This window comes from Clostridium simiarum, from assembly GCF_018919175.1.
In the GTDB taxonomy this organism is placed as follows: domain Bacteria; phylum Bacillota; class Clostridia; order Clostridiales; family Clostridiaceae; genus Clostridium_L; species Clostridium_L simiarum.
In genome coordinates, this window is record NZ_JAHLQL010000005.1 from 77,624 (window position 1) to 104,571 (window position 26,948).

The window sequence follows — 26,948 nt, forward strand, 5'->3', positions numbered from 1 at the left end:
GTAATAATCTAATAACTAAGTAACTCCTCTTTATATCTATCTATACTATTCTTAAGCTCATAAAAATCATCACTTGGAAACTTTTTTAAAATCTCATCTAAAATATGAAATGCACATACATTTTCAAGTACCACGGTGGCAGGTACCACTGCTGACACATCGGATCTTTCATAACGACTAATCACATTGCTTTTATTAATTAAATCCACAGAATTTAATCCTTTTTTTACAGAAGGTATGGGTTTTATTACAGCGTAGATTTCTATATTTTCTCCATTAGAAACCCCAGCTTCAATACCACCACAATTATTGGTCTTCCTTTTTATAGCACCATCTTCCAAGTATGCTTCGTCATTATACACACTACCTATTAAAGGTAACTCCAAGGTTTTTCCAAAAGATACAGCTTTCACTGCTTGAATAGATAATATTGCCATAGATAATATGCCATCTAGTTTTCTATCCCAATTAGTATAGCTTCCAATACCAATAGGCACTCCTCTTATAGATAAATAAGCTCTACCTCCTATGGTATCTCCTTCTTCCTTACACATATCTATAGTATTCTTCATATGAGTCTCAATATTCTTATTATAACATCTCATTGGACTTCTATTTATAATATCATAAATTTCATCATTAAAAATATCTACATTATCATCATAAAATTCGCCTAAACTATGTACTTTACTCCTAATGTCTATACCTATATCTTCAAGAAGTTGCTTACATAAAGCCCCTACGGCACATCTTATAGCAGTTTCTCTTGCTGAAGTTCTCTCAATTATATCTCTTATATCTCCAGTTTTGTACTTATAAAATCCTACTAAATCACCGTGTCCAGGTCTTGCAATTCCTATTTTATCCTCTTTCTTTATATCCTTTTCCCAGTAGCCCTTCCAGTTCTCATAGTCCTTATTTTTAATGATTAAGGTAATAGGGTTTCCTGTGGTCTTACGTCCTCTAAGCCCTGACCATACCTCTACCCTATCCTTTTCTATAGTCATTCTCTGACCTCTTCCATACCCTTTCTGTCTTCTGCTTAGCTGATGATTTATATAATCTATATCTACTTCATAATTTGAAGGAAATCCTTCCAAAATTGCTACCAAGGCTCTGCCATGGGACTCTCCCCCGTCTAAAAATCTAAGAGGCACTTTAATCACTCCTAATTTTGAACTTTAAAATTAATTTATTTTATTATATCATATTTAAATAAGAAGCTACCTCTAAGATTACTTTTAAAAAATACAATAAAAATGAGGTTTTTAAAAATACTTAAAAACCTCAAAATCTAAACTTCTAAAAAATACTTAAGTCCAGTTCATTAGACAATTCCTGAAGAACCCTAAGCCCTCCTATGCTGTTTCCCTTTTTATCTAAAGCTGGTCCATATACACCTATCCCCATTCTTCTTGGTACAGAGGCTAATATTCCTCCACCAACGCCACTTTTGGCTGGTATTCCTATGTGCACTGCGAATTCACCTGAAGCATCGTACATACCACAAGTAACCATTATAGTTTTAACTATTCTACTTACTTCTCTAGATATAACCTTTTCACCACTCCAAGGCAAAACCCCATCATTAGCTAACATAGCACCTATTCTTGCAATATCTCTACAACTACATTCTATAGAGCATTGTTTGAAATAAACATCTAAAATAGATTCTACGTCCCCTTCTAATAAACCATTGCTTTTCATGAAATAAGCTAAGGCTCTATTTCTATTACCTGTAGCTTTTTCCGACATGTAAACCTCTTCATTTATGGAAATAGAATCATTGCCTGTGATTTTTCTTGTAAAAGATAATATGTTTTGTATTTTTTCCTCTTCAGTGTTTCCTGATATCAACGCCGTAGTTGCAATAGCCCCAGCATTTATCATAGGATTAAAAGGCTTTTCTGGATGCTTTACTTCAAGACTCATTATAGAATTAAAACTATCCCCTGTAGGCTCCATACCAACTTTTGAAAATACGGTTTTCTTTCCATTATCTAAAATAGCTAAAATTAAAGCTATAACTTTAGACATACTTTGCATAGTGAATTTTTTTTCACTATCCCCTGCTGCAAACTCCTTACCATCTAAAGTAACCACGCATATGCCTAAATCCTCTTCATTTGCCTTTCCAAGTTCAGGTATGTATGATGCTACATTACCCTCTTTTGTGTAAATTTGATTATTTTCTATTATACTTTTTAGTAAGTTCTGCATAGCTCCTTCTCCTTACATTCAAAATCAGCTTTAACATACAATTTTACTATATATTCTTTTACATGTATTTTCAATACAAAATTGCTTATATCTATAATTGAATCATAACTTTTATGTTTTATCTATTTATTAAGCCTATTTATTGTAAAAAGTAGTTGCATTATAAAAAAAATTATGATATCATAAGCTTTGTCAGATATGCCGAAGTGGTGGAACTGGCAGACGCAACGGACTCAAAATCCGTCGGTAGCAATACCATGCGGGTTCGATTCCCGCCTCCGGCACCATGATTAAACACACTTTTACAGTGTGTTTTTTTTATACAATTAAGGGTGTTTTAATTTATTCTTAAAGCACCCTTTTTTTATCTACTCTGCATCTTCAATTGTTAAAATCAAGTCTTCTTCTGCTTTCAAAAATTCACCGATTAAATTATAAATTTTTTTCTTAAAAGTTATCTTAGCCATTTCACGTTCTCCCATTTTTTTTATCTTGAAATGTAAATCAAATTAAAAACAGAAGCAATATTACCTTTACTTAAGGTAAGTATATCACTTCTGTTTTTTTGTTATTCTTCAATTGTAAATATTTCTTCAATTGACACACCAAATACCTTTGCAATATTCCACGCTAATACTAAAGATGGATTATATCTTCCTTTTTCAAGGTTTCCTATTGTTTCTCTTCGAACACCTACTAATGAAGCTAATTCCTCTTGACTCATATTATGCTTTGCTCTATACTCTTTAATTCTATTATGAATTATCATCTTTCAATACCTCTACTGTCTTTCCACTCAAAATAGGTAGTAGATAAACAAAAGACAATAATAGAAATACTCCATCCTAGTGTGATACCCATTGTTAAAGCATCATATTTTGTTTTAGTGATAGTATGTGCAAGTGTAATAATTACTGTGATTGCCTGCCCACTAAAAAATGCCCATGAAGCAGCTTTACGCATGTTTTCTATAAACATCTCATCTCGTGTAACAAAGAAATATTTAAAAAAGATTGCAAAAGTAATAAAAGCGTAGAAATCTTTATTTCCATTAAATACTCCAATAAGCCCTAACAAAGATATAAAACCAATAAACCCATACTTATTTTTCATGTAAATCCTCTCCTTTTTAAATGCGGTGTATTTCGCTCTTTATGTTATAAATATACCACAAATCTATTGAATGTCAAATAGATTTAAAAATCTTTCTGAGGACAACAATAAAAAAGCGGCACTTTCATAATGCACGCTTCTCTTTCAGTATATATAATCAAAGCATTACCTCTTAATATTTTTACCACACTTAGCCATTAATAAATTAACGTAACCTTAATATCTTAATAAAGTTTATAAAAAGCAGGATTTCTCCTGCTCTAATCTTAATAAAATTTTTATATTATGAACTCTTTTCAAATATTTTTAATAAACGTAAATAGTGATTTGCTTCACGTAAGGTATGATCTGCCAATAATGGTATTATTATAGACCTTATTTTGCATTCTAATATTCCTTCAGTACCCTGTGCCTTAAATCTACTTATCTCTGTAGTTGCCTTAAGACTATCACTTGTAACTTTTGAAATTGGCATTACACCATCCATAGCTTCTTTTGCCTCTTTTGTCAACTTATCAAACTCATTTCCAAAGTTATTTGCTGCAATTATAAGATCATTTTCAGTTGGATCAAGAAGTCCGCGAATAAATTTTGAGTGCTCAGCCATAATTCTATTCCAAAAAGTTTCTTGTTCATAAGTCTCTTTTTCTAAGTTTATTTCTTCACGATTTTGTAGCCTTTGAATCATCTGAAAATAAAGCTTCGCTTCTCTTAAAATATGATCTATAAGTAAAGGATAATTGACTGTAAAAATCCTACAGCACATAACTTCTGATAATAACATAGTCTTAAACTCAGCTAAAGCTTTTGCTAACCTCATAGCTCTCTGATTGATAACAAATACCCTTTGCTCAAGCATAGGGTTCCCTTCCTTTAAGGTACCCCCAACTAAAAATGACTCTATTTCTGTTAAATTAATTGGAATATTAACTCCTGTAAAATATGCTGAAGCCATTTCAGCTTTTAATGTAAAAGGAGTTATTACTTCACCAGACTGTAATACGTTATGACTAACAACACCATTAGAAATGGATATTACATCTGCTAAAAGTCTATCAAATTCCATTCTAAAGGCATCTGCCTGATTTATAAAGCATCCATCCTTTTGTGTAAATCCTATTCCTAAAAAGAATGAATGTTCCTTCATAATCCTTGCAAAAAAAAGATGTAGCTCCAATGATTGACGTATAAATTCCATACTAGATAGCATAGTTTTCCCCTCTTAATATATTAATTACCGCTATCATTATTATATTAAGAGGATAAATAAAGTATTACTTTTTAATGACAAAATAAAGCTTTGGGTTTAATGTAAAACCCAAAGCTTTAACTTTTTTAATTTATTTATCATTACCCTCTTCTAGTTGAGAAATATCCACTGGAAACTCTTTATTTGTCTTTAAGTCTTTAACCACCGCTTCATTATCCTTTTGATTGATATTTTCTATCCATACTGAGTTTCCTTTATAATTTACATCAATAACCCCTAATGATTTAACTATTTCAGTAGCTCTTTTTATATCCATAGCAACTTCTCCTTTTAAAAGTAATAAGATTATTTTATCCTAATTAATAAAGTTAATGCTATGAATTTAAAGCCTTTTAATAATCTCTACTTTAATTAGATCATCTTATAAATATAAACGGGATACCTGTCTACCTTTTCAAATCCTAGTTTTTTAGCAACACGTTGTGATGGTAAGTTATCCTCCGTAGTTTCCCAAAGTGGCATAAATCCTTTTTTATTTAAATTATTTATTAATTCATAAGCTACAATTGAACCATAACCTTTGTTTCTCTCTGACTTTTCAAATGTATCTAAATCAAGAAAATAATAATTATCACTTATAAAACCATTATTTACACACTGAGAGACTATTCTTTCATTCTCCTCTAATACCATACCATCTACTTCTTTATTCATAGTAGAAATATTAAAATATTTGCTGTATATTTCAGGTACTATAGGAAATTTTCTTTCAAAAATCTTTGTTTCATTTCCATTTAATTTTACCTTTGAAAACATTTCATAATTCAAAATAAATGTATTTTCAAAGTGTTTGTTAAAAATATTGAATCCTTCAAAATCAGTATTTAAAATAGCATCCCATGCTTCTTCATTTCCCGAATATACTTCAAAGTATTCTTCATTTAAATCCTTCATTAAAGGTGTAATTTCTTTTTGAAGTAAACTATTAAAGAAGTCTCTACTCTTAGAATTTTCTTTTTGAAAATATACATATGCCCATCTTGAAATAGCCCATACTAAAATTGCTTTTGGTTCTTCCTTATTATCTACAAATATTTTACCTGGAAAATTATTATTTATAACTGAAACAGCAGGTATTTGATATTTTTCCTTAAAGTAATCTCTTACAATTATAAACTCATCTTTATTTAGCTCAGTATACATTTTAATTACCTCATCTCCATTAAAATTACATTTCATCTTCATTACTTATATTCATTTAATATCTTTTAAAAAGCATATTATTCTGTTCATTTCAGTATATCCTATACTTTTATGAAAATTATAACTATCAACATTATGAAGCTCCACATCTGACCCCATTTCAGTGCATCCTTTTGCTTTAGCCCACTTTTCACCATTTCTTACTAATGATTTTGCAACCCCCTTAAGTCTATAACCTTCTTTTACGAATATCCCTTCAATAAATCCTACTGGTCTTGTATTTGATCCTTCAACATAATCATATCTAATAGAAACCTGATTAAATCCAATGAATTTTCCTTCTAATTTATACAAAAGTACACCTTGATTATTACTTTTTAATATTTCCATAAATTCTTCTTTTAGTTCTTCTATGGTATTATCTGGCCATAGCTCTAAAGCCATAGAAACTATATCCTCTAAGTTATCTAAACTTGCTAATAAAATATTGTTATCCATAACATTTTTACCTTTCTTACTTAAGTATCCAATAACAATGAAATACTACATAACCTTCAACTTACTCCTTAAAAGTTAATGACTTCAGTTTATTAAAATAATTTTATAAATTAGTTAACACCTATTATTCCAATTGCACTATATCTCCAAAAAAATTCTAGACCACTTAACTTTAGTTATCTTTGCAAGATTTCCTGTAATAATGGAAGGCATTATCTATTATAAATCCATTTTTAGTATATAGATTAAATGCTATTTTATTATTGCTATCAACTTCCAACACAATACTCTTTGTATGATTTATATAGGTGTCTTTAATTATCTCATTTAGAAGTATCTTACTATAACCTTTTCCTCTATAATCAGGTGATATACCTAGTCCAAATATATAACCATCCCCATCTTCAAAACTTACTCCTGCCATACCAATAATATTTTCTTCTAATTTTATAATATATTGCTTTCTGTTTTGTGTTTCAAAAGCATTATTTACCATAATTTCACTTTCTTCATAACCCCTATTAAAAGTACTTTGCGCTAGTTTTATCATATCCTCTAAATGCTCTACCCTGGCTTCTAAAATTTGAATTTTGTCAGGAACCGCTAAATGCAAGTTGATATCTCCATTAAATTTTAGCAAGTACTCACTAAAATCATATTTAGCCCCTAAATTAATCGCTATAGCCTTACCAACCTCTGAATTTTCCTGTACCACCAACAACACATCTTCTACTTTATATTTATAAAGTTCCTGTATTGCTTTATTAAAAAGAGATTTAAAATACCCCTTTTTCCTATATTCTGGCAATGTACATGCAGAAATTTCACCTTCTTTAGAGGTTGGTATAAATATATTAAGAAAAGAAACTAACTTATCTCCCTCATAAGCCAAAAATAAATTATTAATTTCTTTATTAAAGTTCATTGAATCATCAAGAAAAGTATTGATTTTTAAATTATCCTGTTCATTAGAAATTTCCTCAATCTTTCTGATTTCAGATATAATATCATCTTTTAATTTATTACAAACTTTTATATTCATTTATACCCCCTATTATTTTCCAAATAAACCAGTAGGCTTAAGACATAAACCTTATCTTTCTTAAATTCATCTTAGAAGATACTGATTATTGCAGCTCAGAAGCATATATAGTTAGAATATACTCAATCCCAAAATATCCCCTCTCTTTTAAATCCTATATTTTCACAGTTTATCTTAATTATACTATATCTAAAGAAAAAGAGTTTATATAATTAAAATTTATTAAAAGCGGCTGTTTTAAAATGATTTTTAATCATTATAAAATACAGCCGCTTTTATTTTTATGCCTTTGATACCACTGCTGATGTGTTTATAGGAAACTCATCTTCATACTTTCAGATGAGTACTCGAAGAGTAAGCGACTACCATAAAACCATAGGTTTGGATATCTGCTTAACCGATTCACACAAGATCACAGATCTTGGTTCTCTGCTTAGGAAACTCATCTTCATACCTTCAGATGAGTACTCGAAGAGTAAGCGACTACCATAAAACCATAGGTTTGGTTCTCTGCTTAGGAATCAATTGATACTACATTCTTCATCTTAGTTACTATAGGGTCTGCCATTGTTCCTACAATTATTTGGACATTATTTTCTCCCATCTTCATAATACCACTTATCCCCATGGCTTTTAATTTCTTCTCATCTAATTTTGAAGGATCTTTTAGAGTTAGCCTTATTCTTGTAATACAAGCATCTAAAGAATCAAGATTATCATGTCCCCCTACAGCTTCTAATATATTTAAAGCTTTTTCATCTAAATCTAAATTATTTAAAGCTAAATCTTCCTCTATATCATCTTCTCTACCTGGAGTTTTAAGATTAAATTTCTTAATAAAGAATACAAACACAAAATAGTAAATAACTGCAAATACTAATCCTACAAGTATAATGCCAACTGGCTTTGTCGCTTTACCCCAGTTTAGAAAAAAGTCAGTGGCACCTGCTGAAAAAGCAAAACCATTACGCATTCCAAGAGCATTAGTAACAGCTAATGCTGCCCCTGTTAATATAGCATGTAATCCATATAATACTGGTGATAAGAACATAAATCCAAACTCTATTGGCTCTGTAATACCTGTTAGAAAGGATGTTATTGCAAGACTTATTAGCATTCCTGCAATAATCTTTTTCTTTTCTTTTTTAGCTGTAGTAATCATAGCTAAACAAGCAGCTGGTAATCCAAACATCATAACAGGGAAAAATCCTGTTAAATATGCTCCTGCGGTTGGATCCCCTGCTAAAAATCTATTATAGTCTCCCATAACCACTTTACCTACTTCAGTAGTAAAGGATCCTAATTGTTGCCAGAAAACAGTATTTACTATATGGTGTAAGCCAAAAGGAATTAATAGTCTATTAAAAAATCCGAATCCAAAAGCACCAGCTGGTCCTGCTTTAGCCATAAAATTAGAAAAGTTATCTAAGACCTGTTGAATAGGTGGCCATATAAACCCTAATATTATTCCAATAATTATAAACACAAATGAGCTCATAAGTGGTACAAATCTCTTTCCACTAATAAAACTTAATCCCTTAGGAAGTTTTGTATCTTTAAACTTATTATAAAGTAAACCTGCTGTTATACCTGCAATAATACCACCAAAAACCCCCATATTAATAGTAGAATTAAAGCTTATAGCTACTCTATTTATAATAAAATATCCAATAATTGCAGAGATAGCAGAGATTCCATTATTTTCTTTTGCAAATCCAATTGCTATTCCTAATGCGAAAATAATAGGCAAATTATCAAATACTGCTGATCCTGCTTTCATAACCCAAGGTATATTTAATAAATCGGCATCACCAAATCTAAATAACAAAGCTGCCGCTGGTAATACTGCTATTGGTATCATTAATGATTTACCTAGCTTTTGTAAGAAACCTAGGACTTTATTTTTCCCCTTTGCCATTTTTATCCCTCCATTTTATTTATAAATAAACTATATATTAATTAAGGCCAAATAAATCCTGTTATTACCCCTAAAACCAGCCCTACAAAAGATGTAACTATTGGCACAAATCTCTTTCCACCGAAGAACCCCAAGATTTGTGGTAGCTTAATATCTTTATATTTATTATATAAAAGTCCACCGCTTATTCCTGATACTATACTTGCAAATACTTTAATAGAAGTATGAATATCTGCATTTATGGTTTTTGAAACATTAGTTAATATAAAATACCCAACAGCTGCTGATATGGCAGCAACACCATTGTTTTCTTCAGAAGCTCCTACGGCAATACTTGCAGCAAATATGAGCTCTATATTTTTAAACACTGCAACACCCACTTCTTTAAGCCAAGGTATATCTAGTACACTGGCATCCCCTAATTTAAATAATATTGCGACAATTGGTAATACAGCAATGGGGGCAATTAATATCTTACCAATATTAGTTAACAAATCTTGCAACTTATTTTTACTATTTGCCATTTTTATCCCTCCATTTTATTTTTATAAATTAATATGCTTGATTTAAAGTAGATCATGATCCTAATTTTATAGGGCTACATCTTTTATCCAAATATTCTTAATATTATAGTTAGTAATTTTGTGAACACCTCCTTCTTTTTAAAGCATTTAGCTGTACTTAATGTTAAAAGCAATAAAAAAAGCCGAAAAGGAATAGAAATCTAATTCCCTTTCAGCTATTGCCCTATTACTAAAGGTTGCACGCCGATGAATGGTTTTTGCATAAGCATATTCATTTATTGTTTTTATTATATAATAAAAGTACTTATATGTCAACATTTACCTTTAATGTATTTTATTACTTGTTTGCTTTAATCTCTCAATATGTATCGCTAAATAAGCTATTTCATCTTCCGTCACCTTAATAGAAAATTGTTCTTCAATTATTTTAACAGATTTCTTTGCAATTTTATAAGAGCTTTTATATTGTTTTTTAATAGCAGGTATAAGATCATTTTTAATAAGATTGTTGCTTACAAACCTTTCTATTACAAATCTTATATGGGCTAAAAATCTTGCATAATCCAAAGATTCCTTATCTATTTCTATATCCAGTTCTTCTTCTAAAAATTCTATAATACTATTGGATATAAAATTATACTTTATAGTATTGGATAATTTCCCCTTATTCCTTGCAGAGTGTATATGCAAAGCTATAAAACCTACCTCTCCATCAGGTATGTATATTGATGTAGCTTTTTCTATAGTAAGAGCTGCCTTTTTTGCAATATCAAACTCTTTTTTATAAAGTATTTCTGTTTCTACAAGAAAGGGATTTTCTATTTCTTCATTATTTTCTAATCTTTTAAGAGCAAATACTATATGATCTGTTAGGGATATGTGTATTTTCTCATCTAACTCCTCTTGAAGCTCATTAGATATCATTGCTATTATCTCTTCACTTAAAGCAACTATCCCCTGATCTGCATAGTTTATTAATTCTTTAAAATTAGCATAATTAGTTTTATCCTCTATGGTAAAAATTTTTTCTATTTCTACACCGGACTTAATTATATCTCCTGTCTTTTTCCCAAAACCTATACCTTTTCTAAATAAGATTTTTTCCTTATCATCTTCACTTACTAATAACACATTATTATTAAAAACTTTTATAACCTTACAGTCATGGAGTATAGAATTATTCATAAGAAAACCTCCATTTCCCATTAATTATATTTAAATAATTCCTATAATTTTAGTATGTACCTACCTATGTACAGTTTAACTAAATTTATCCATATTATCATTATTGTAGCATATATTTAAATATACAAAATAAAAAAGTGATGTTAGTTATAAAATTCCATCACTTTTTTAAGCCTATACAGAAAGATACTTTTTTATTTTTTCTTTGTATTTTTCTTTTTATCCTTACCACCATTTTTGCTACTATTTTTAGTGGAACCACTTTTACTTTTTCCTTTATCCGGCATATACCTTACCTCCTAAAAATCAGTATAGTTAATCTTATGAGGTTATACTAGGAAAAATTACAGATTTAAAATTATTTCCTTATTTTTTCTCTGCATATGCCATTCTACACATAGACCAATCAAAAGTAGTTCTTTTTATTTCTTCACTTAAATCCCACAAATTATCAACTACCCTTATCTCAACATTTCTTTTTATAATCTCTGCAAATAAGTCAGTAATAACTATTTTATTGATTGGAACCTGTGTTATTTCACTAACATAGTATCCTGCACATTTATCTTGAAGATAAAAGTTTCTTGAATCAAACTCGTATAGGTACAATGTAGTGTTTTTCATTATCTGAAACCATTTATGTTCTATAGCAACTACATGATTAGTTGTTTTCGATGAAAAGTATCTTAACTTATCCTCTTCACTAGTATCTTTATTACAGTGATATGTTACTCTCGGGCAATTTCGTGGAGTAAGAAAATTTGGTAAACATGTTTCATTTATGGCCCATACAAGTCCTTTACTTTTATCAAGATCTTCTCTTGTTGGTATCCTAGGTTCAAATACCTTAATATCACTTTCTTCACTTACATGGAATAATCTCATTTACTTCCTCCTAATTACTATCAATTGAAGATTTGCTTAATCTAAAATTTGTAACTTTATCTTATGACTACCATCAGTAATACTCCAAACTTTTATAAAAGTTTGGAGTATTACTGATGATTCCTTAGGTAAACTCTTGTAAGATTTAGATGGAGAGAGTGCTTTTCATAAGAAAACTCCACATGATCCTCTAAATCACTTTACATTATAACTTCTTTTATACATTCTATAAAGCTATCTATATCTTCTCTTGTAGTAGTTAAACATGGATAAAATCTCATAAGGTTGAATTTTGATAAATCCCCCTGTTTATACATAAATACTATTCTAATTTATAAAATAATTATTTTTTATTCATATTAACCCTATTAATTAATAAATTACATCCTTTACTATAGGAGTTCCTTTCTCTATTCTTGCTTTACTTTGCATTATGTAATTTCGTCTCCACTGATTCAAATTGGAAAGTTCAAAACTACGATATATTCCTATATAAACAATTATTTCTCTTAATTGTAAAAATAAAGGTATTTGTCTTAACCAATATTCATCTATAAAATTTTCTCTATAATAACCTCTCATAAAGCTTTTCATAAAAGTATATGCTTCTTCTTGTCTCTCCTCTATGCTATCATCTAAAAAAACATAAATAATATAAAATAATTGAATTGCTATATCTTCTACAAACCAGCTATACTGGCACTCATCAAAATCAAAAATATTAATTCCTTCATCACTTAATAAAAAATTTCCAACATTTATATCTCCATGAATAATTCCAAATGAATTTGAATCTTTTTCAAGATGATTAATTTTATTTATTAAAACTTTATAACTTTCATGTATCTCATATTGACTAGTAGGAATAAATTTCTTTATATTTTGTAAATAATAATTTTCTGTCCATTCATGCCTTTGAATTTCTTTAGTTGAAGGTATATATTGCTTTGATAAAAGATGCATCCTCCCTGTTATTTCACCACACTTTTCAAATAACTCCTGGTTATTAATACATTCAGGATATCCAATCTTTTTTCCAATAGCTTTTTCAAATGAAGTAGCAATAAAATAAGAATCTTTTGCAGAGATTCTTTCTGTTAATCTATCCCTTATTGAATAAATTGGCTTTGAAGCTGATACCCCATTATTAGCTAAATATAAAATCCAATCCAATTCACCTTTGACAGCCTCTTCTTTTCGGTGTGAGCTGTGTATTAACCTTAAAATATATGATCTATCTTGTTTTTCATATTCATAAACAAAGTTTTGAAATCTTCCAATTAAGGTTAATGTAGAAACATCTATATCAAATCTAGCTGCCGCTTCTCTTAAAATCTCCTCATCAAATAAATCTTTTATTTCCTTTTCCAAATAATTACCTCCCTTATATTAATTTTCAAAAATATAAAACTCTAATATTTAGGTGTAATTTAATGATATATATTTTTCTTTTTTCGCTTTTCCAAACACTTATTGTATATTAAATTATATTTACTTTAATCTATTGTTTTCCGCAATTATAAAATACCTCTGTCTTATAACATCATATTATTATATCCATTCCTAAAGTTTAAAGGATTGAAAAAAACATTTTAAATCCTTTTTGCTAACATCAGATAAGTTATGCCACCTAATCCCTTGTATAGCTCCCTCTAAGGCACATAAAATGTTATAACATGCTGTATTATCTATAACTTTTATTCTTATAAAAGCTTCCTTGCTTCCTAAACTTTTCAAATCTTCAGGTGTACTAATACCTGCATCTATTAATTTTTTCTCTAGGGTTACACCTATATTAGGCATTTTAGATAATCTTTCCATGCAAACCATTCCCTCATTTCTCCTTTTCTATATATCACTTGGTAAGTGCTTTTTAGATTTACTTTTAATAGAAGTCCGTTGCATCTCTTGGTAATATCTTAATCTTTTGTATATATTCTGTTACATTAATATCATCTTGTATAGGATAGTTATATCCTAGTTTTTCAGCTAATTCTTTACCTATTTTTCTTATAAATTTACCTGCTTCAAAAAGTGATTGCCACATTTCTTCATAATCTACAGTTGGATAAATAGAAACTAGCTCATTAAATATTTCTTCTGGTAATAATCCTTTAAACCACTTGCCGCACTTTCCTACATTGATTTTCCAATTATACATCTCTCCAATATGCCATGATAAAATCTCTCTTATACAGTCTATTAAAACAACATCAAACATGTATTTAGCTAAAGGTAATTCATCTCTCCATATCGCTTTTGCCACATAGGTTTGAATCCACCATGCTTCATTAAGTATTTCGTTGAATTCTTTTTCAGTGGGCTTTTTTACATAGTGTATACTATCATTAGGCAAAGGTAATTTAAGACCAATATTATCTTTATCTAATAGTATTTTACTTAATGTATCTTCTTTAGTCATTTCCTCTATTCTATTAATATCTTTAAACCCAAGGTCTATCCTAACCCCATCTTTAAATTGCATAAGAAAAATATATGAACCATCCTCAAAATCATTTTGTTGCATAATAACAAGCTCTCCGAATACATTAACCCAATCTTGATTTATCTTATAACTTACATCATCAATATTTGTTATAAAAAACACTATATCATAATCTTGCATGATATCTTTTGGTGCATTAGAATTAACCCTTGAACCATTAATCATAACAGCTCTAACTTTTTCTTCATTACAGGCAAAGTCTAATATCTGCTTTATTACCTGATTTTCTTTTCGCATTTATGATTACCCCATTCTAAACTCTTTTTATAATATATATTTTATCACAGTATTAATTGAATGTAGTTTTCTATCTACCTTTTAGTTATTATTTCAACTTTTGTATCCTGTTTTTCTTGCCATTTATGAAATTTTTCTATTCTGCTACATGGATAGTTATCACATTGGCTACATGTTTCTATAGCTTTATTTTCATTGCATGATTTTATATCACATTTTTTACATAGCATAAATACTTTCTTTGATTTACATCCTAGGCACTCCATATCCTCAATTTTAAATATTCTATTATACATTTTTCCCCAGTTCGTAGCTACTTCCATTTTTAAAGAAACATCCTTTTTTATAGTAGCAATATATAATGAGCATGAATTACAATTAATCCCACAATATGCAATCAGGTTGTCCAATTAAAGCCCTCCTTCATTTTAAGACCAAGTATATAGCTTTTCTTTTAATATTTTAAAGTCCATTCCAATATATGGAACTTCATTTTCTATATCATATTTTATTTTTTTAAGGTATTCTTTTTGCTTTAGCTCTATATTTTGCTTATCCCACATTTTTGTAAAGAAAATATATGAGCATATTCTCCTGTATTCTAAAAACAAAGGAAGTTTTTCAATCCAATAGCTATCAATTGTATTCTCTTTTAGATATCCTTTCAAAAATGACTCTATAAAATCCCATGCAAAATTACTACGTTTTTCAGGTTCATTTACAGGTTTATGCCCTATTGCATGATAAAATGCAATTGCTATATCACATAGGAACCAATTATATAAGCAATCATCAAAATCAAAAACTGTTAAATTGTTATCTTTATTAATAAAAAAATTGTACTGATGAAAATCATAATGTATAAGTCCATAAGAATTCTTATCTTTAGGTAATGAATTTAATTCACTTACAATTTTATTCCACTTATTAAAGATCTTCTTATCTTCTATAGAAATACTATATTCCTCTGTGAAATAAATATCTTCATTCCACTGCTTTCTTTTCATATATTTATTATTAAATTTATATTCCTTTGATAAAGCATGAATTTGTCCCATAGTTTGACCACAGTTATGAAATAATGTACTATTCCATTCTTCTGCTGAATTCATTATGGGCATGTGGCCATCCGCTTTTTCAAAAATTGAAATTATGTAAAATGAATTAGTAAATTTTATGGACTCAACTAATTTATTGTTTATTGATGAAATGGCTTTTGATACTCTAACTTTATTTTTGGCTAGATAATTAATAAAATCTACTTCTGCTTCATAACTTGGTAAATGTATTATATCCTTTTCAGTAATTCTTAAAACAAAATACTCATTTTCATATTGAAATTCATAAATAAGATTATTGGAATTGCCTACTTTGTTAAAATTTCCTATATCAATATTTAACTGATATAGCTTAGATACCTCATCTAAAATAATATTAATATTTTCAATCATAGAACCCCCCCCTTATGTATTTCACCTAAGATTTTTCTATAATTTGAACCTGATCTCCATTACCAACGATAACAGTATTAGCAATTTGAAGGAAAAGCCCAGTTTCAACTACACCTGGTATTGATTTTAGTGTTTTTTCTAATTTATATGGATCCTCTATCTTATTTAAAAATAAGTCAATAATATAATGTTGTCCGTCTGTTAAATAATAATTGCTATCTCTTTTCCTAATCTCAGGATTTAACTTTAATTCTTCTAATTTATTAAATATCTGATTATATGCAAAAGGAACAACCTCAACTGGAAGTGGAAATCTTCCTAGGCAATGAACTTTTTTACTATTATCGACAACCCATATTACTTTCTTTGATGACATTGCAACCAACTTTTCGTATAATAAAGCTCCTCCGCCACCCTTGATTCCATTTAATAAATTATCAACCTCGTCGGCTCCATCAATAGTTAAATCTACATAATCTACTTCATTAAAAGGAACTATTTCTATGCCTAGTTTTTCAGCAAGTTCAGTAGTTTTATTTGAAGTTGAAATGGCTTTAACTTTTAATCCATCCTTCACTTTTTCAGCTAACTTTACAATAGTATAGTATGTAGTTGTGCCAGTTCCAAGTCCTATGGTCATACCATCCTTTATAAATTCAACGGCCTTTTCTCCAGCTACTTTTTTACTATTCATTTCACCATCTCCATTATTTCTTAATTACTTATAAAAACCCTTCTATGCTTTTAGATCTTTTATAAGCTTTATCTATTATATCTTTTGGATAATTCATATACTCTAAAAGTCTAATTGCATTTCTTGACTTAGAAGTTCCTTTTTTTAGTTTATAATCAAAACTTAAACCTTTTTTACTATCAACATCTTCACTAAAATAGTAAAATTCGTAGTTTTCTTTTAAAATATCCACTAACTCTCTATCGTGAGTTGCTACAAGTGAAATAGATTTTCTATTATTTATGTATGTCAATATTTCTGCGGACATAGAAATCCTCTCTATAGGATTTGTTCCTCTAAAAATCTCATCTATAGGACAGAACACTGGTACATCCTTTTCTAAAGCTTTAATTATTCTCAAAATAGATTCTACCTCTGCCATGTAGAAACTTTTCCCTTTTGTTAAATCATCATTAGGACTAATGGATGAAACTATATTAAAAAACGGCGCTTCATAGCTTTTAGCTAAAGCAAAGTTAAAGGTTTGAGCTAAAAGTATATTTACTCCAAGCATTCTTAAAAAGGTAGACTTACCAGACATATTTGTACCAGTAAGAACTATACCTTTATTTTCTATAGAAATTGAGTTAGAAACAGCATCTTCTATAAGGGGGTGAACACCTTCACATATATTCAAAGTAATATCTTCTATAAAATTAGGCTCCGTATATTGATCCTTTAGATTATATTGGTATGAAGAAATAGAAACTAAAGCTTCTAACTCACCAATTGTATAGTAAAGGTCCATTAAAGATTCCTTTTCCTTTTTCACCTTAGCTGATATTGAATAATAAGCGCACTCTTCCAAAAGAAAAATTACAGAAAGGGCTTCGAATACTCCATCCCACATGTTTATAAATCCTATTAATCTTGTTCCTCTATCAATATCTTTTATATCTTTAAGAATAGAGCTTATTTTATCTTTATAATTAATAATATCTTTGTTATTTATACTTTCAATTTTCTTAGATGCTTTAATAACTTTTCTTAAGTACAATATGCCATTAGACTTAATTGTATTTCTCTCATTAGAGTTTATTAGCATATTGAAAAAGCTTAATACAAATAGCATTATCATAAATTTTATATCTATAAATATTGCAAGAAGAATTATAATCATAGGAAATACTTTCCCAATAATAGTGTATATATAGTATTTAGCTTTATTTATAACGAGGTCATTATCTATCATATCCAAAAAGCAATTTTTAGCATCTCTATTTAAGTTAAAAAAAATCTTCATAAGACTCTCTCTTAATTTACTATCACTTTTAAATGATTCAATTAATTTACTTCTTTCTTTTAATCCTTCTTCATTTACTAAAGGATTTCTAAGCATAGAGTATAGTGCTGCTTCTCCTGGGCTACTATAAGTTTTATCCAATTTTTCATATACCTTATCCATATCTAAGTCCTCCCAGGTTTGATTATCTAAGGTATATTCTCCTTTTTTATTCATATCAAAAAACTTTCTTATGTTTGCAAAATTTCTTTTCTTCTGCACATCATTAGTGAAATCATTTTTTATTAATTTTAAAAGTATTTTATTCAATGTGCCTCTACTCCTTCTAAATCTAAATTCTTTCTTTAAACATTGCTATTAATAAACCACTCATAATAATTAATGTTTTTAGTTCTAATGAATTTATTTAACACACATTAACAGAAAAACTATAAGCATTCCTATTTCTCAATGAATCCTAATTTCTTAAGTTTTATAAGCTTTTCAAGGGCAAATACTCCCTTCCAATAGTCTTTAGCTATTTCAAAGGTTTCTGGATACTGATTTCCCCAATCCCATGTAATATCCCATAATCCATTATTTTGTAAGGACTCAACTAAAAACTCAGCATTTTCTTTTATTTTATCTTCAAAATGTGAATAAATAAAATTGCTATCTCCATTAATATAATCTATAAAGTCAATTGGTTGAGCTACATATGCTGTTGACCATTTTGAAGACTCTAGGCATACGGAAGAGAGTACAAGCTCAATTATTTTTTTCTCCATTAAATTTATTGGTAGGTTAATCTTCTCAGGTACAGCTTTAGCTAGTATTAGAGCATGTGTATAATTCCATATTTCATGAAAATTCATTTTTTCAGATTCAAACAAATGTTTTTGCGCTTTTTCAAAACAAATATTAGCAAGCTTTTCCTCCCTTGAGCCTTTGTCTGACCAATAAATCATAAACCCTGCTATCTCAATGGATGGATTGAAGTCCCAAGTATTATTTCCATCCGCTGTCCAACTCCACCATGGAGCATGAGGATAATCATTATTTTCTGGAACTATGGTAGCCCATGTTCCAGTTTCTATATTAAAATAATTGTTTTTAAAATAATTAAGACAGTTTTTAATGATTGGGTTACTTTTCCTGAAGCCAACTTCATACATTATTTTGCATGCCACTGATGAAGTTAGAGGTGATGAATAAGGTGTCCAACTATCACATTCTAATCCATGTCCAAAGCCACCATCTTCATTTTGATAGGCCTTAAGACATTCTAGTACCTCATTAGAAGAACCATTTTCAAAATGATATGACCATCGTGCAACTTCTAGTGGGCGACCATTCTTACTAATCCATTCACCAATTTCATTTAGTTGCTGTTTTGTTATTTTTCTCACTTTACATCCTCCTTTAAATTATACACTATATAAAACCCTTACTTTATTTAACCTTTCCAAATTAAATCTATATACAAAACTACCTTTAAATCAATAAGCAAATTAATTCTCTTTCTCTAACTATATCCTCTTTAATAAAATTTATTTTTTAGTACCTTAAAAAATATACACCATTATTCCTGTTATAAAAGCTTAACTTCTAATTAATTTCATAATATTCAGTCTAAAGTAAATAGCAGTCTTTAAAGTTTCTAACAGCAAAGATTTCTCATAACTTAATTATACTTGCTAAAGCATAATTACATCCCATAGCTTATTTTCTTTACAAACTATATTTTACCATGTAATATCATAAAAATATATTTATTTCTAAAGCTTATTAATCATCTTTAATTTCTCATAGCTTTAAATAACCATGCTTTAACCCTTTATTTAATTTCAACTTATTTACAATATAATTTTAACATCAAGCATTCCACTATAATTAATTTTCTAAATAAAAAAAGCAGTTGAAAAGGGGGACCTAACCAACTGCTTTCAAATATATAAAGGGGTCTTTGTTTAATTTTATTATAAATATCTTTTGTGACAATCATATGTCAATATTAAATATTATTTGTTAATAAAAAGCCATGGGTAAATACTCCCCATGGCTTTAAGTCATCTTCTAAATTCTTGTCTCACATTTTTCACTCCAGAATAAAATCCTGAAGCTGTTAATCCTATAGTAAGCCCTGAAAATATGCCTGTTTTCAAGTCTCCTGGCGCTACATACACAATTCCAGCTATTAATCCCAAGATTAAGTTTAATATGGGTATTAATTTTACTTTTATACCTAGCTCTTTTGCAACTTGGGATAATCCCATAACAACAGCTGTCATTAATCCTATATCTTGAAAATTAAACATAACTCATCCCCCCATTAATATATAATATTAAAAATATCTATCAGCAAGTACTCATAATTAAAACTTCTAGAATATAAAAAGAGTTCTCACCATCTCTAAAGCTAGAAATCATTATCCAAAGATGTATCCGCTCTTTACTCTAAGTTTAAAAAATATGGAAATATTAGAGCAGTTATTCATGGGATAAAAATCTATTTGTCCTGTGTAAACTTCTTAATCTTATATAATATGCAAGTATTTTAATTTAGTTTATGGAGGGATTATTAGATTCAGATGAAACTTATTTAAAAGGAACACTTCACTTCCTCTAAAGCTTAGACTTTTAGTTTTCTCATGGAGGAATCTTAGATATGTCAGGCATAGGATAAATAGTAAGCAATAAAAAAAGATATTGGTGGGGGATACCAATATCTTTAAATTAAAGGGGTTATATAAATAAGGGGTTATCTTATAAACTTTTATCTGTAGTTTTAATTGTTTCTTTAATATAAATATATCATATTTTTGTACTAAAGTGTATTAATATTTTGTTAAGTATTTTAATTAAATTTTAATATTATATTACTCTTAATGAAAAGCTTTTCACAACTTTATATTTATCAACCCTTTATATATGGTATTTGATATCGTTTTCAGTAGGATTTTGTTGTATATTAGATCTTTTTCAAATAAAAATATATTTAAAACCATGCATGGCCCTGGATAGTTTTTTAAAATATATAACTCTTCACTTTCTTTTTTATTAATTACATCTACAGGTAACTTATTTATACTATATTCAAAGTTTTTAACTAACTCCTCTCTACATTTATAATTATAAAATATTTCTATATATTCTTTCTCCTTTGTACCATTAAAGTTTAAGGAAATAAATAGATCTAAATTATTTCTTATAGCATTTATAAGTTTTTTATGGTATAGTTCTCCATCACTTAATACATTTTTAGGACTACAATCAACTATGGTATGTCCTTCACTTTCCAATTTAGATTTTATCATTAAAAAAATTTCTGATATAAAAAAACTTTCCATTTCATTCTTACTTAAATATGGGTTTTCATTAAGGCTAATGTCAAAGCCTAGTTTCAAAGTTTAACACCTCTTATTATTGCTTATGAAATATATATAAACTATATTATTCATTTATATAGAATTTTGTTCAAAAAAGTAATAATTCTTCCTCATATTTCATAGTTTTATTTTGAGAAGATTGTGAGGTGATATCTATTGAAATTACGTTATTTCATTCTTATTATAATACTATGTCCTATATTACTTATAAGCTGTAACTTTCGTTATCCTGATTATTTTCCTTTTAAGAATAAACCTAATGGGCATTTTTATACAGAGGACTTATTTTTAAACTTAAACAAAGATGAAAACTTTTCTTGTAGGGTATATGAAAGTAACCTCCATAAAGAAGCTAGCTTAAATAAAGAGCAGCTTAGTACATTAACAGAATTTTTTTCTTCCTTAACTTTAGATAATTTTGTGGAGAAGCCAAAAGATTTCTCTGAAAAACCTGTGTATAAAATGTTTATTACTGCTAATTCTAAGAAATATATTATAGATATTTATAATGATACTAATATTTCAATTTATCCTTGGGACGGCAATTACGATATTGATTTTATAAATATGAAAAATATTCATAGTGCCTATAATTTATTTAGCTTTTGCAAGTATACAATAAATAATCCAAAATAAATATATATTAATATAAAGGCATTGTTTTTATAAATTCCCTATGAAATAATCTTTCTAAGATATATAATTTTATTATGATATGGGAAAGGAGAGTTTCTATGGAAGGAATAAAATTTTCTGAAAGCTACAGTAACATTGTAAAAAAACTTTCCAGTATAAGGTGGTTAAAAAAATATAATATAAATAAATCTATTGTGGATAAACATATTAGGGATAGCAGGTTTTTAAATGAATTTTCTTTGATGTTAAATGAAAAGGATTTTACTGCTTATAGAACCCTTAGATTATGTCACCCCTTATTATTAGAATTATCTAAAGGTGATGCTAAAAGTTTTACCTCTCATCAGTGGATAAAATATATCTATGAATTTACTTTGTCCAAATCTTTTAAAGAGGCAGTTACTATGGATCTTGATTCAGATTTAGATGCTGCTTGTGAACTTTATTTAAGATTATTTAGAATAATTTCTGAACTTCAAAAAAAGAGTAATGATGGCAGCTTTCAAAGTCAATATCCATTTTATTTCCTAAGTGCTGAAGAGGAAGCTTCTCTTGAGGATGCTGAGGAGTATAAACTGTTTTTAAAGGCTTTTAAAGAGGATTATGTATATGAATTAATGAAACTTAACACAGAAGTTACAGGATTTAATACCTTAGATCATGTTTGCGGAGTTCATTATCTTGCATTATATATTGGAAGACAGCTAAAACACTTAGGAGTAAATATAGATCTTGGAAGGGTATCTGGAAGCGCTGCTGGCCATGACATAGGTAAATATGGCTGTAAAGGTGCAGAGCTTAGAAGGGTGCCCTATCTTCATTATTACTATTCAGATCAATGGTTTAAAAAACACAACATCAACTATATAAGAAATATAGCTATAAACCATTCGACCTGGGACTTAGAGCTTGAAAACCTATCTCTTGAGAGTTTAATTCTTATATATTCAGATTTTAGGGTAAAAAATAAAAAAAGGGAAAATGGAGAGGAAATGTACATTTTCCCACTAAAAGAGTCCTTCGATGTAATACTAAACAAACTTGACAACCTAGACACTAATAAAGAAAAACGCTATAAAAGAGTTTATTCTAAACTTAAAGATTTCGAAGATTTTCTAATAAATTTGAATATTGAAGTTGAAGTGGATACTACTATAAATCTTAATTCTATAAAACCACAAAAGACTCCAAGCTATTCTATTATGATGGGAAATGAAATCGTCCAAAACCTTAAATTTATAGCAATTAATCATAACATAAATCTTATGTACACATTAAGAGATGAACTTTCTTTAGATGCAATATTAGAAACCGCAAGAAGCGAAAAAGATTGGAAAAACTTAAGAGAATATATAAGGATATTTGAAGAATATTCCACTTACCTCACTCAAAAACAAAAGCTTCAAACCATAAAATTCCTCTTTGATAATTTAATACATCCTGAAGATGACATAAGACGTCACAGTGCCGAGCTTATAGGTACTCTTATTGCTATATTTGACGAGGACTATAGAAAAGAAATCCCTGAGAATGTAAATATACAAAGTATTTCTTTAAATAGCAAAGATCTTTTGTTTGAATACGTAAATAAGCTTTTATTTCCAAATCATAAATTAATTCAATCTCACAGATTTTGGCTTGGACATAGTCTAAATATCCTTTTAAATGCTTTATTTAAAAACTGCAGAAAGGATTTTATACCTGTATATAGGGATTTAATTTCTCAATATTATCATACTAATAAGGATAGGGCTATAGATAGTTACATATTTTTGTTAGAAAGTATAAAGTCTATCCCTGTTAGGCCCTTTGACCAATCTGTAAGCACTTTATACAAATTTATTTTAAATATGCTAAATAAGAGAAACGTAACCTTAAGGCTCAGCGCTCTTGAAGCTTTAATGAATCTCTGTGATAGAATAGATGAAAACCAAGACTTTATAGAAGATATTAAATTTTATCTAAACAGCATAAATCATAAAAGCAATAATCCTTCTGAAAACATGCTTAGAGCTAAATTAGCAAAAAAAATAGAATATGATAATATAGAAAAATTAGAAAACTTTTATGATAAAAATAAGGATAAAATTACAGATATATTTTTAAGTAACCTAAAAACCGCCACAGATTGGATAAACAAGAAGCATCAAGTAACTATCCTTTTAGATCATGTATTAGAAGATAAGGATGTAAACCCTATGCATGCAGCCATACATTTTTGTAATCTATTAAAAGTAAGTGCTGTTGAAGATGTAAGACATCAAGCAGGATTATCTATATTAAAAATAATGCCTAATCTATCCTTTTCCGAGAGAAATGAAGTAGCCGTTGAATTGTTACGTGCTTTAGAAATTGAAGGTCATAAATTTACAGAGTATATTCCGCGATACTTAGGTCAGGTATTTTTATTTCTTCCACCTAAGGAGCTGGATGAAATATTAGATGACTTAGCATTTAAAATAAAGATTTCAAAGCCTTCTGTAAAAACACTTATACTTAAAACTCTAGCTATAACAGCGGAGTATTATTCTAAGTACTCATATAGATTCAATGAAACTAAGGAGGATCTACATAAAAGATTTGTAGCATTACTTGGAATACTACTTAATGGACTTGGTGATTATAATAATCAAGTTAAGCAATCAGCTTTTACCGTTATAGGCAAAGGTTTATTTGGTTCTAGATATCTTTCACTAAATGAGAAAATGAGCATATTCCATTTAATAGCTAAAAAAATTTTAACCCTAGTGATAGAAGAAAAAAATAATGAACTTCTTTTTCTCTCAAATTCAGCAGCATTAAACCACATTTACAGATTTATTTCTGACTATAGTTTTTTTATTGGAAATATATATTTAAACCATCCAGAAAAGGTAGCCTTCTTTCCTGGAACCTTTGACCCCTTCTCTTTAACTCATAAGGAAATAGCTAAAAGCATAAGAGATTTAGGTTACGAGGTTTATCTAGCTATTGACGAATTTTCTTGGTCCAAAAAACCTCTTCCAAATCTTATAAGAAGAAATATACTAAATATGTCCATAGCTAGTGAACTTAATATTTATATATACCCTGATAGCTATCCAACTAATATTTCCAACATAAAAGATTTATGTACATTAAGAAATAATTTTAAAGACTCTGAGGTATATATAGTTATCGGTAGCGATGTGCTGCTTAATGCTAGTAGCTATAAATTTGATAAAAAGGAAGGCTCTATACACAGCTTTTCTCATATAATATTTGAAAGGAATAGGTCTAAAGATCTAAAATCTTTAGCAAAAAATATAGACGGAAATGTAGAAATATTATATCTTCCATCAAAATATACAGACATAAGTTCATCTCAAATAAGAAATTATATAGATGAAAATAAGGATATATCAAGCTTAATAGATCCCTTATGTCAACAGTATATATATGAAAATGGATTTTACCAAAGAGAGTCTTTAGATAAAGGCACCTTAAATTCCACTAGCTTAGATGTGGAGGTAATTAATAAAATTTCTCAGGAGTTACATGAAATAGCTTGTTTTATAGTTAATTATCCCTCTGAAAATATTCAAAGAAAAATCAGAGAGGTTTTCTCTAAACCTTCTGGAAGGGCATTGCTTCTAAGGGATAGCAATAGCAAAAAAATTGTTGGTTTTTCACTATTTCATTGGACTCGTTCTAGTATGTTATATGAAGAAATTAAAGATGTGAAACTCTCTCATACATTAAGGCAACAAAGTCTTGGTAGAATAATACTATTAGATGGATTATATATAAAAGATAATGATAAAAGCAAAAATCTGGAGCAAATACTCCTTACAGAAACCTTAGCCTTTTGTATATCAAAGGATTATGAGTACGCCTTATTTAAACAAGATAAAGAATTACCTTGCTCCCAAAGTTTAGAAAATCTTCTAAGCCATTATGGATTTAAAAGAGTAAGGGATGAAAGTGGAAAGTACGGTATCTGGATAGTTAATATGAGCACTCCTTCTGTGATAAACTTAGACCTAGAAAACCTTATAAAAGAACCTTTTAGGAGTAATAACAAGGTAAAAGCAGTAATAAAGGAAAGTAGATTAAAACTTCTTGAAGTTTTATGTGAACTTTACCCTGGAGAACTTGTACTTCCTTTTGATATAAATATGCTTCATTATGGACTTATAAAAAAAGTTTCCTATGAAAATAAGGTTCCCCCACAAACCTTAAGCCCTAGACTACTAGGAAAGTCCATGTGTGTACCCTATGGAGATATCCTTGATAGATACATTGTTCCTAATACAGTTACCAAATCTCTTCATACAGAGAAATACTTTGAAACAGATATGAGCCTCTTTAATATTGGTGAGTTTCCTCATTATATGGATCTTGAAAATCAGGTTAAAATGCTAAAATCCTTTGATAAACCTATAATATTAGTGGATACATTGCTGCATAAGGGACATAGAATGCAAGCTTTAGATCCATTATTTAAAAAAGAAAAAATAAAAGTTCAAAAGATAATAACTGGAATTCTATCTGCTAGGGGTAAAGATTTGATGGATTATCAAGAAAGAGATGTAGATTGTGTATATTTTATACCAAGACTTAAAATATGGTTTAATGAAAATGCCCTGTATCCATTTATAGGTGGGGATTCTCTTTGGAGAGGAAATTTCCCTGAAAGAAATCTTCTTCCCTCTATAAATTTGATACTACCCTATACCTCACCTAAATTTATAGTAGATACTTCAAGTATTTCATTATATAAATTATCAAAAATTTGCATAGAAAATGCTATAAATATATTATCTGTACTAGAAGATGAGTATCATATTTTAAATGAAAGAAATTTAACTCTTTCTTCTTTAGGTCAGGTATTTACCATACCAAGATGCCCAGATAAAGGAGTAGATATGAACTACGATTTAAATATTTCTCCTTCACGCTATTTAAAAAATGATTTAGAAGTGCTATGTAGATTAGAAAATATAATCGGGAGATGA

General features: G+C 28.7%; 25 protein-coding genes and 1 tRNA gene. 3 read left to right on the forward strand and 23 right to left on the reverse strand.

Features of this window, described 5'->3' with window-relative positions; genetic code table 11:
• Window positions 1–8: 8 nt before the first annotated feature.
• Both aroC and glsA read right to left on the reverse strand, forming a co-directional pair.
• A complete protein-coding gene (aroC, locus tag KQI89_RS13545; RefSeq protein ID WP_216457506.1) occupies window positions 9–1,157 on the reverse strand; it encodes a chorismate synthase in 1,149 nt (382 codons plus the stop codon).
• 145 nt (window positions 1,158–1,302) lie between these two features.
• Window positions 1,303–2,220 (reverse strand): glutaminase A, encoded by a 918-nt coding sequence (gene glsA / locus KQI89_RS13550; protein ID WP_216457507.1) that lies wholly within the window; start codon window positions 2,218–2,220, stop codon window positions 1,303–1,305.
• A gap of 200 nt (window positions 2,221–2,420) precedes the next feature.
• Here glsA and KQI89_RS13555 point away from each other — a divergent pair.
• Window positions 2,421–2,507, forward strand: a tRNA-Leu gene (locus KQI89_RS13555).
• 281 nt (window positions 2,508–2,788) lie between these two features.
• Here the strand turns inward: KQI89_RS13555 and KQI89_RS13560 are convergent.
• From KQI89_RS13560 to KQI89_RS13660, 21 genes are all read right to left on the reverse strand, one after another.
• Complete coding sequence (locus KQI89_RS13560; protein ID WP_246583124.1) at window positions 2,789–2,989, reverse strand: helix-turn-helix transcriptional regulator; 201 nt, start codon at window positions 2,987–2,989, stop codon at window positions 2,789–2,791.
• The gene (locus KQI89_RS13565) at window positions 2,986–3,333 is read right to left on the reverse strand and encodes a DUF3796 domain-containing protein (protein WP_216457508.1); all 348 of its coding nucleotides are present in this window, start codon (window positions 3,331–3,333) and stop codon (window positions 2,986–2,988) included. The genes KQI89_RS13560 and KQI89_RS13565 overlap by 4 nt, the downstream gene beginning before the upstream one ends.
• A gap of 283 nt (window positions 3,334–3,616) precedes the next feature.
• Complete coding sequence (locus KQI89_RS13570; protein WP_216457509.1) at window positions 3,617–4,543, reverse strand: DUF2935 domain-containing protein; 927 nt, start codon at window positions 4,541–4,543, stop codon at window positions 3,617–3,619.
• 130 nt (window positions 4,544–4,673) lie between these two features.
• The gene (locus tag KQI89_RS13575; RefSeq protein ID WP_216457510.1) at window positions 4,674–4,859 is read right to left on the reverse strand and encodes an H-type small acid-soluble spore protein; all 186 of its coding nucleotides are present in this window, start codon (window positions 4,857–4,859) and stop codon (window positions 4,674–4,676) included.
• A gap of 95 nt (window positions 4,860–4,954) precedes the next feature.
• Window positions 4,955–5,746 carry a GNAT family N-acetyltransferase gene (locus tag KQI89_RS13580; protein ID WP_216457511.1) on the reverse strand — a complete coding sequence of 264 codons (792 nt, stop codon included), beginning with the start codon at window positions 5,744–5,746 and terminating at the stop codon, window positions 4,955–4,957.
• Between the two features lie 51 nt (window positions 5,747–5,797).
• On the reverse strand, window positions 5,798–6,244 hold the full coding sequence (gene aac(6') / locus KQI89_RS13585) for an aminoglycoside 6'-N-acetyltransferase (RefSeq protein ID WP_246583125.1): 447 nt from the start codon (window positions 6,242–6,244) through the stop codon (window positions 5,798–5,800).
• A gap of 172 nt (window positions 6,245–6,416) precedes the next feature.
• Entirely contained in the window at window positions 6,417–7,286 is an 870-nt protein-coding gene (locus KQI89_RS13590) for a GNAT family N-acetyltransferase (protein WP_216457512.1), read from the reverse strand.
• 514 nt (window positions 7,287–7,800) lie between these two features.
• Window positions 7,801–9,204, reverse strand: a complete 1,404-nt coding sequence (gene nagE, locus KQI89_RS13595; RefSeq protein ID WP_216457513.1) for an N-acetylglucosamine-specific PTS transporter subunit IIBC — start codon at window positions 9,202–9,204, stop codon at window positions 7,801–7,803.
• A 41-nt stretch (window positions 9,205–9,245) separates the two neighbouring features.
• Entirely contained in the window at window positions 9,246–9,728 is a 483-nt protein-coding gene (locus KQI89_RS13600; protein WP_216457514.1) for a PTS transporter subunit EIIC, read from the reverse strand.
• A 324-nt stretch (window positions 9,729–10,052) separates the two neighbouring features.
• Entirely contained in the window at window positions 10,053–10,913 is an 861-nt protein-coding gene (glcT, locus tag KQI89_RS13605; protein WP_216457515.1) for a glucose PTS transporter transcription antiterminator GlcT, read from the reverse strand.
• Window positions 10,914–11,279: 366 nt separating this feature from the next.
• The gene (locus KQI89_RS13610; RefSeq protein ID WP_216457516.1) at window positions 11,280–11,798 is read right to left on the reverse strand and encodes a DUF6886 family protein; all 519 of its coding nucleotides are present in this window, start codon (window positions 11,796–11,798) and stop codon (window positions 11,280–11,282) included.
• Window positions 11,799–12,170: 372 nt separating this feature from the next.
• On the reverse strand, window positions 12,171–13,169 hold the full coding sequence (locus KQI89_RS13615; protein ID WP_216457517.1) for a phosphotransferase enzyme family protein: 999 nt from the start codon (window positions 13,167–13,169) through the stop codon (window positions 12,171–12,173).
• Window positions 13,170–13,361: 192 nt separating this feature from the next.
• The gene (locus tag KQI89_RS13620) at window positions 13,362–13,628 is read right to left on the reverse strand and encodes a TfoX/Sxy family protein (protein ID WP_343216371.1); all 267 of its coding nucleotides are present in this window, start codon (window positions 13,626–13,628) and stop codon (window positions 13,362–13,364) included.
• A gap of 55 nt (window positions 13,629–13,683) precedes the next feature.
• Complete coding sequence (locus KQI89_RS13625) at window positions 13,684–14,541, reverse strand: aminoglycoside 6-adenylyltransferase (RefSeq protein ID WP_216457518.1); 858 nt, start codon at window positions 14,539–14,541, stop codon at window positions 13,684–13,686.
• A gap of 74 nt (window positions 14,542–14,615) precedes the next feature.
• A complete protein-coding gene (locus KQI89_RS13630; RefSeq protein WP_216457519.1) occupies window positions 14,616–14,951 on the reverse strand; it encodes a DUF3795 domain-containing protein in 336 nt (111 codons plus the stop codon).
• A gap of 18 nt (window positions 14,952–14,969) precedes the next feature.
• Window positions 14,970–15,992 carry a phosphotransferase enzyme family protein gene (locus tag KQI89_RS13635; protein WP_216457520.1) on the reverse strand — a complete coding sequence of 341 codons (1,023 nt, stop codon included), beginning with the start codon at window positions 15,990–15,992 and terminating at the stop codon, window positions 14,970–14,972.
• Window positions 15,993–16,017: 25 nt separating this feature from the next.
• Complete coding sequence (gene rpiA / locus KQI89_RS13640; RefSeq protein WP_216457521.1) at window positions 16,018–16,686, reverse strand: ribose-5-phosphate isomerase RpiA; 669 nt, start codon at window positions 16,684–16,686, stop codon at window positions 16,018–16,020.
• 28 nt (window positions 16,687–16,714) lie between these two features.
• The gene (locus KQI89_RS13645; RefSeq protein ID WP_216457522.1) at window positions 16,715–18,277 is read right to left on the reverse strand and encodes a MutS-related protein; all 1,563 of its coding nucleotides are present in this window, start codon (window positions 18,275–18,277) and stop codon (window positions 16,715–16,717) included.
• Between the two features lie 131 nt (window positions 18,278–18,408).
• Complete coding sequence (locus KQI89_RS13650) at window positions 18,409–19,356, reverse strand: hypothetical protein (protein WP_216457523.1); 948 nt, start codon at window positions 19,354–19,356, stop codon at window positions 18,409–18,411.
• A gap of 660 nt (window positions 19,357–20,016) precedes the next feature.
• The gene (locus KQI89_RS13655) at window positions 20,017–20,265 is read right to left on the reverse strand and encodes a hypothetical protein (protein ID WP_032120848.1); all 249 of its coding nucleotides are present in this window, start codon (window positions 20,263–20,265) and stop codon (window positions 20,017–20,019) included.
• Between the two features lie 582 nt (window positions 20,266–20,847).
• Window positions 20,848–21,354 (reverse strand): N-acetylmuramoyl-L-alanine amidase CwlD, encoded by a 507-nt coding sequence (locus tag KQI89_RS13660; RefSeq protein WP_216457524.1) that lies wholly within the window; start codon window positions 21,352–21,354, stop codon window positions 20,848–20,850.
• A 138-nt stretch (window positions 21,355–21,492) separates the two neighbouring features.
• On the opposite strand from KQI89_RS13660, the gene KQI89_RS13665 reads away from it, so the two are divergent.
• The gene (locus tag KQI89_RS13665) at window positions 21,493–21,972 is read left to right on the forward strand and encodes a DUF4883 family protein (RefSeq protein WP_032120846.1); all 480 of its coding nucleotides are present in this window, start codon (window positions 21,493–21,495) and stop codon (window positions 21,970–21,972) included.
• A gap of 98 nt (window positions 21,973–22,070) precedes the next feature.
• Window positions 22,071–26,948 carry a nucleotidyl transferase family protein gene (locus tag KQI89_RS13670; protein WP_216457525.1) on the forward strand — a complete coding sequence of 1,626 codons (4,878 nt, stop codon included), beginning with the start codon at window positions 22,071–22,073 and terminating at the stop codon, window positions 26,946–26,948.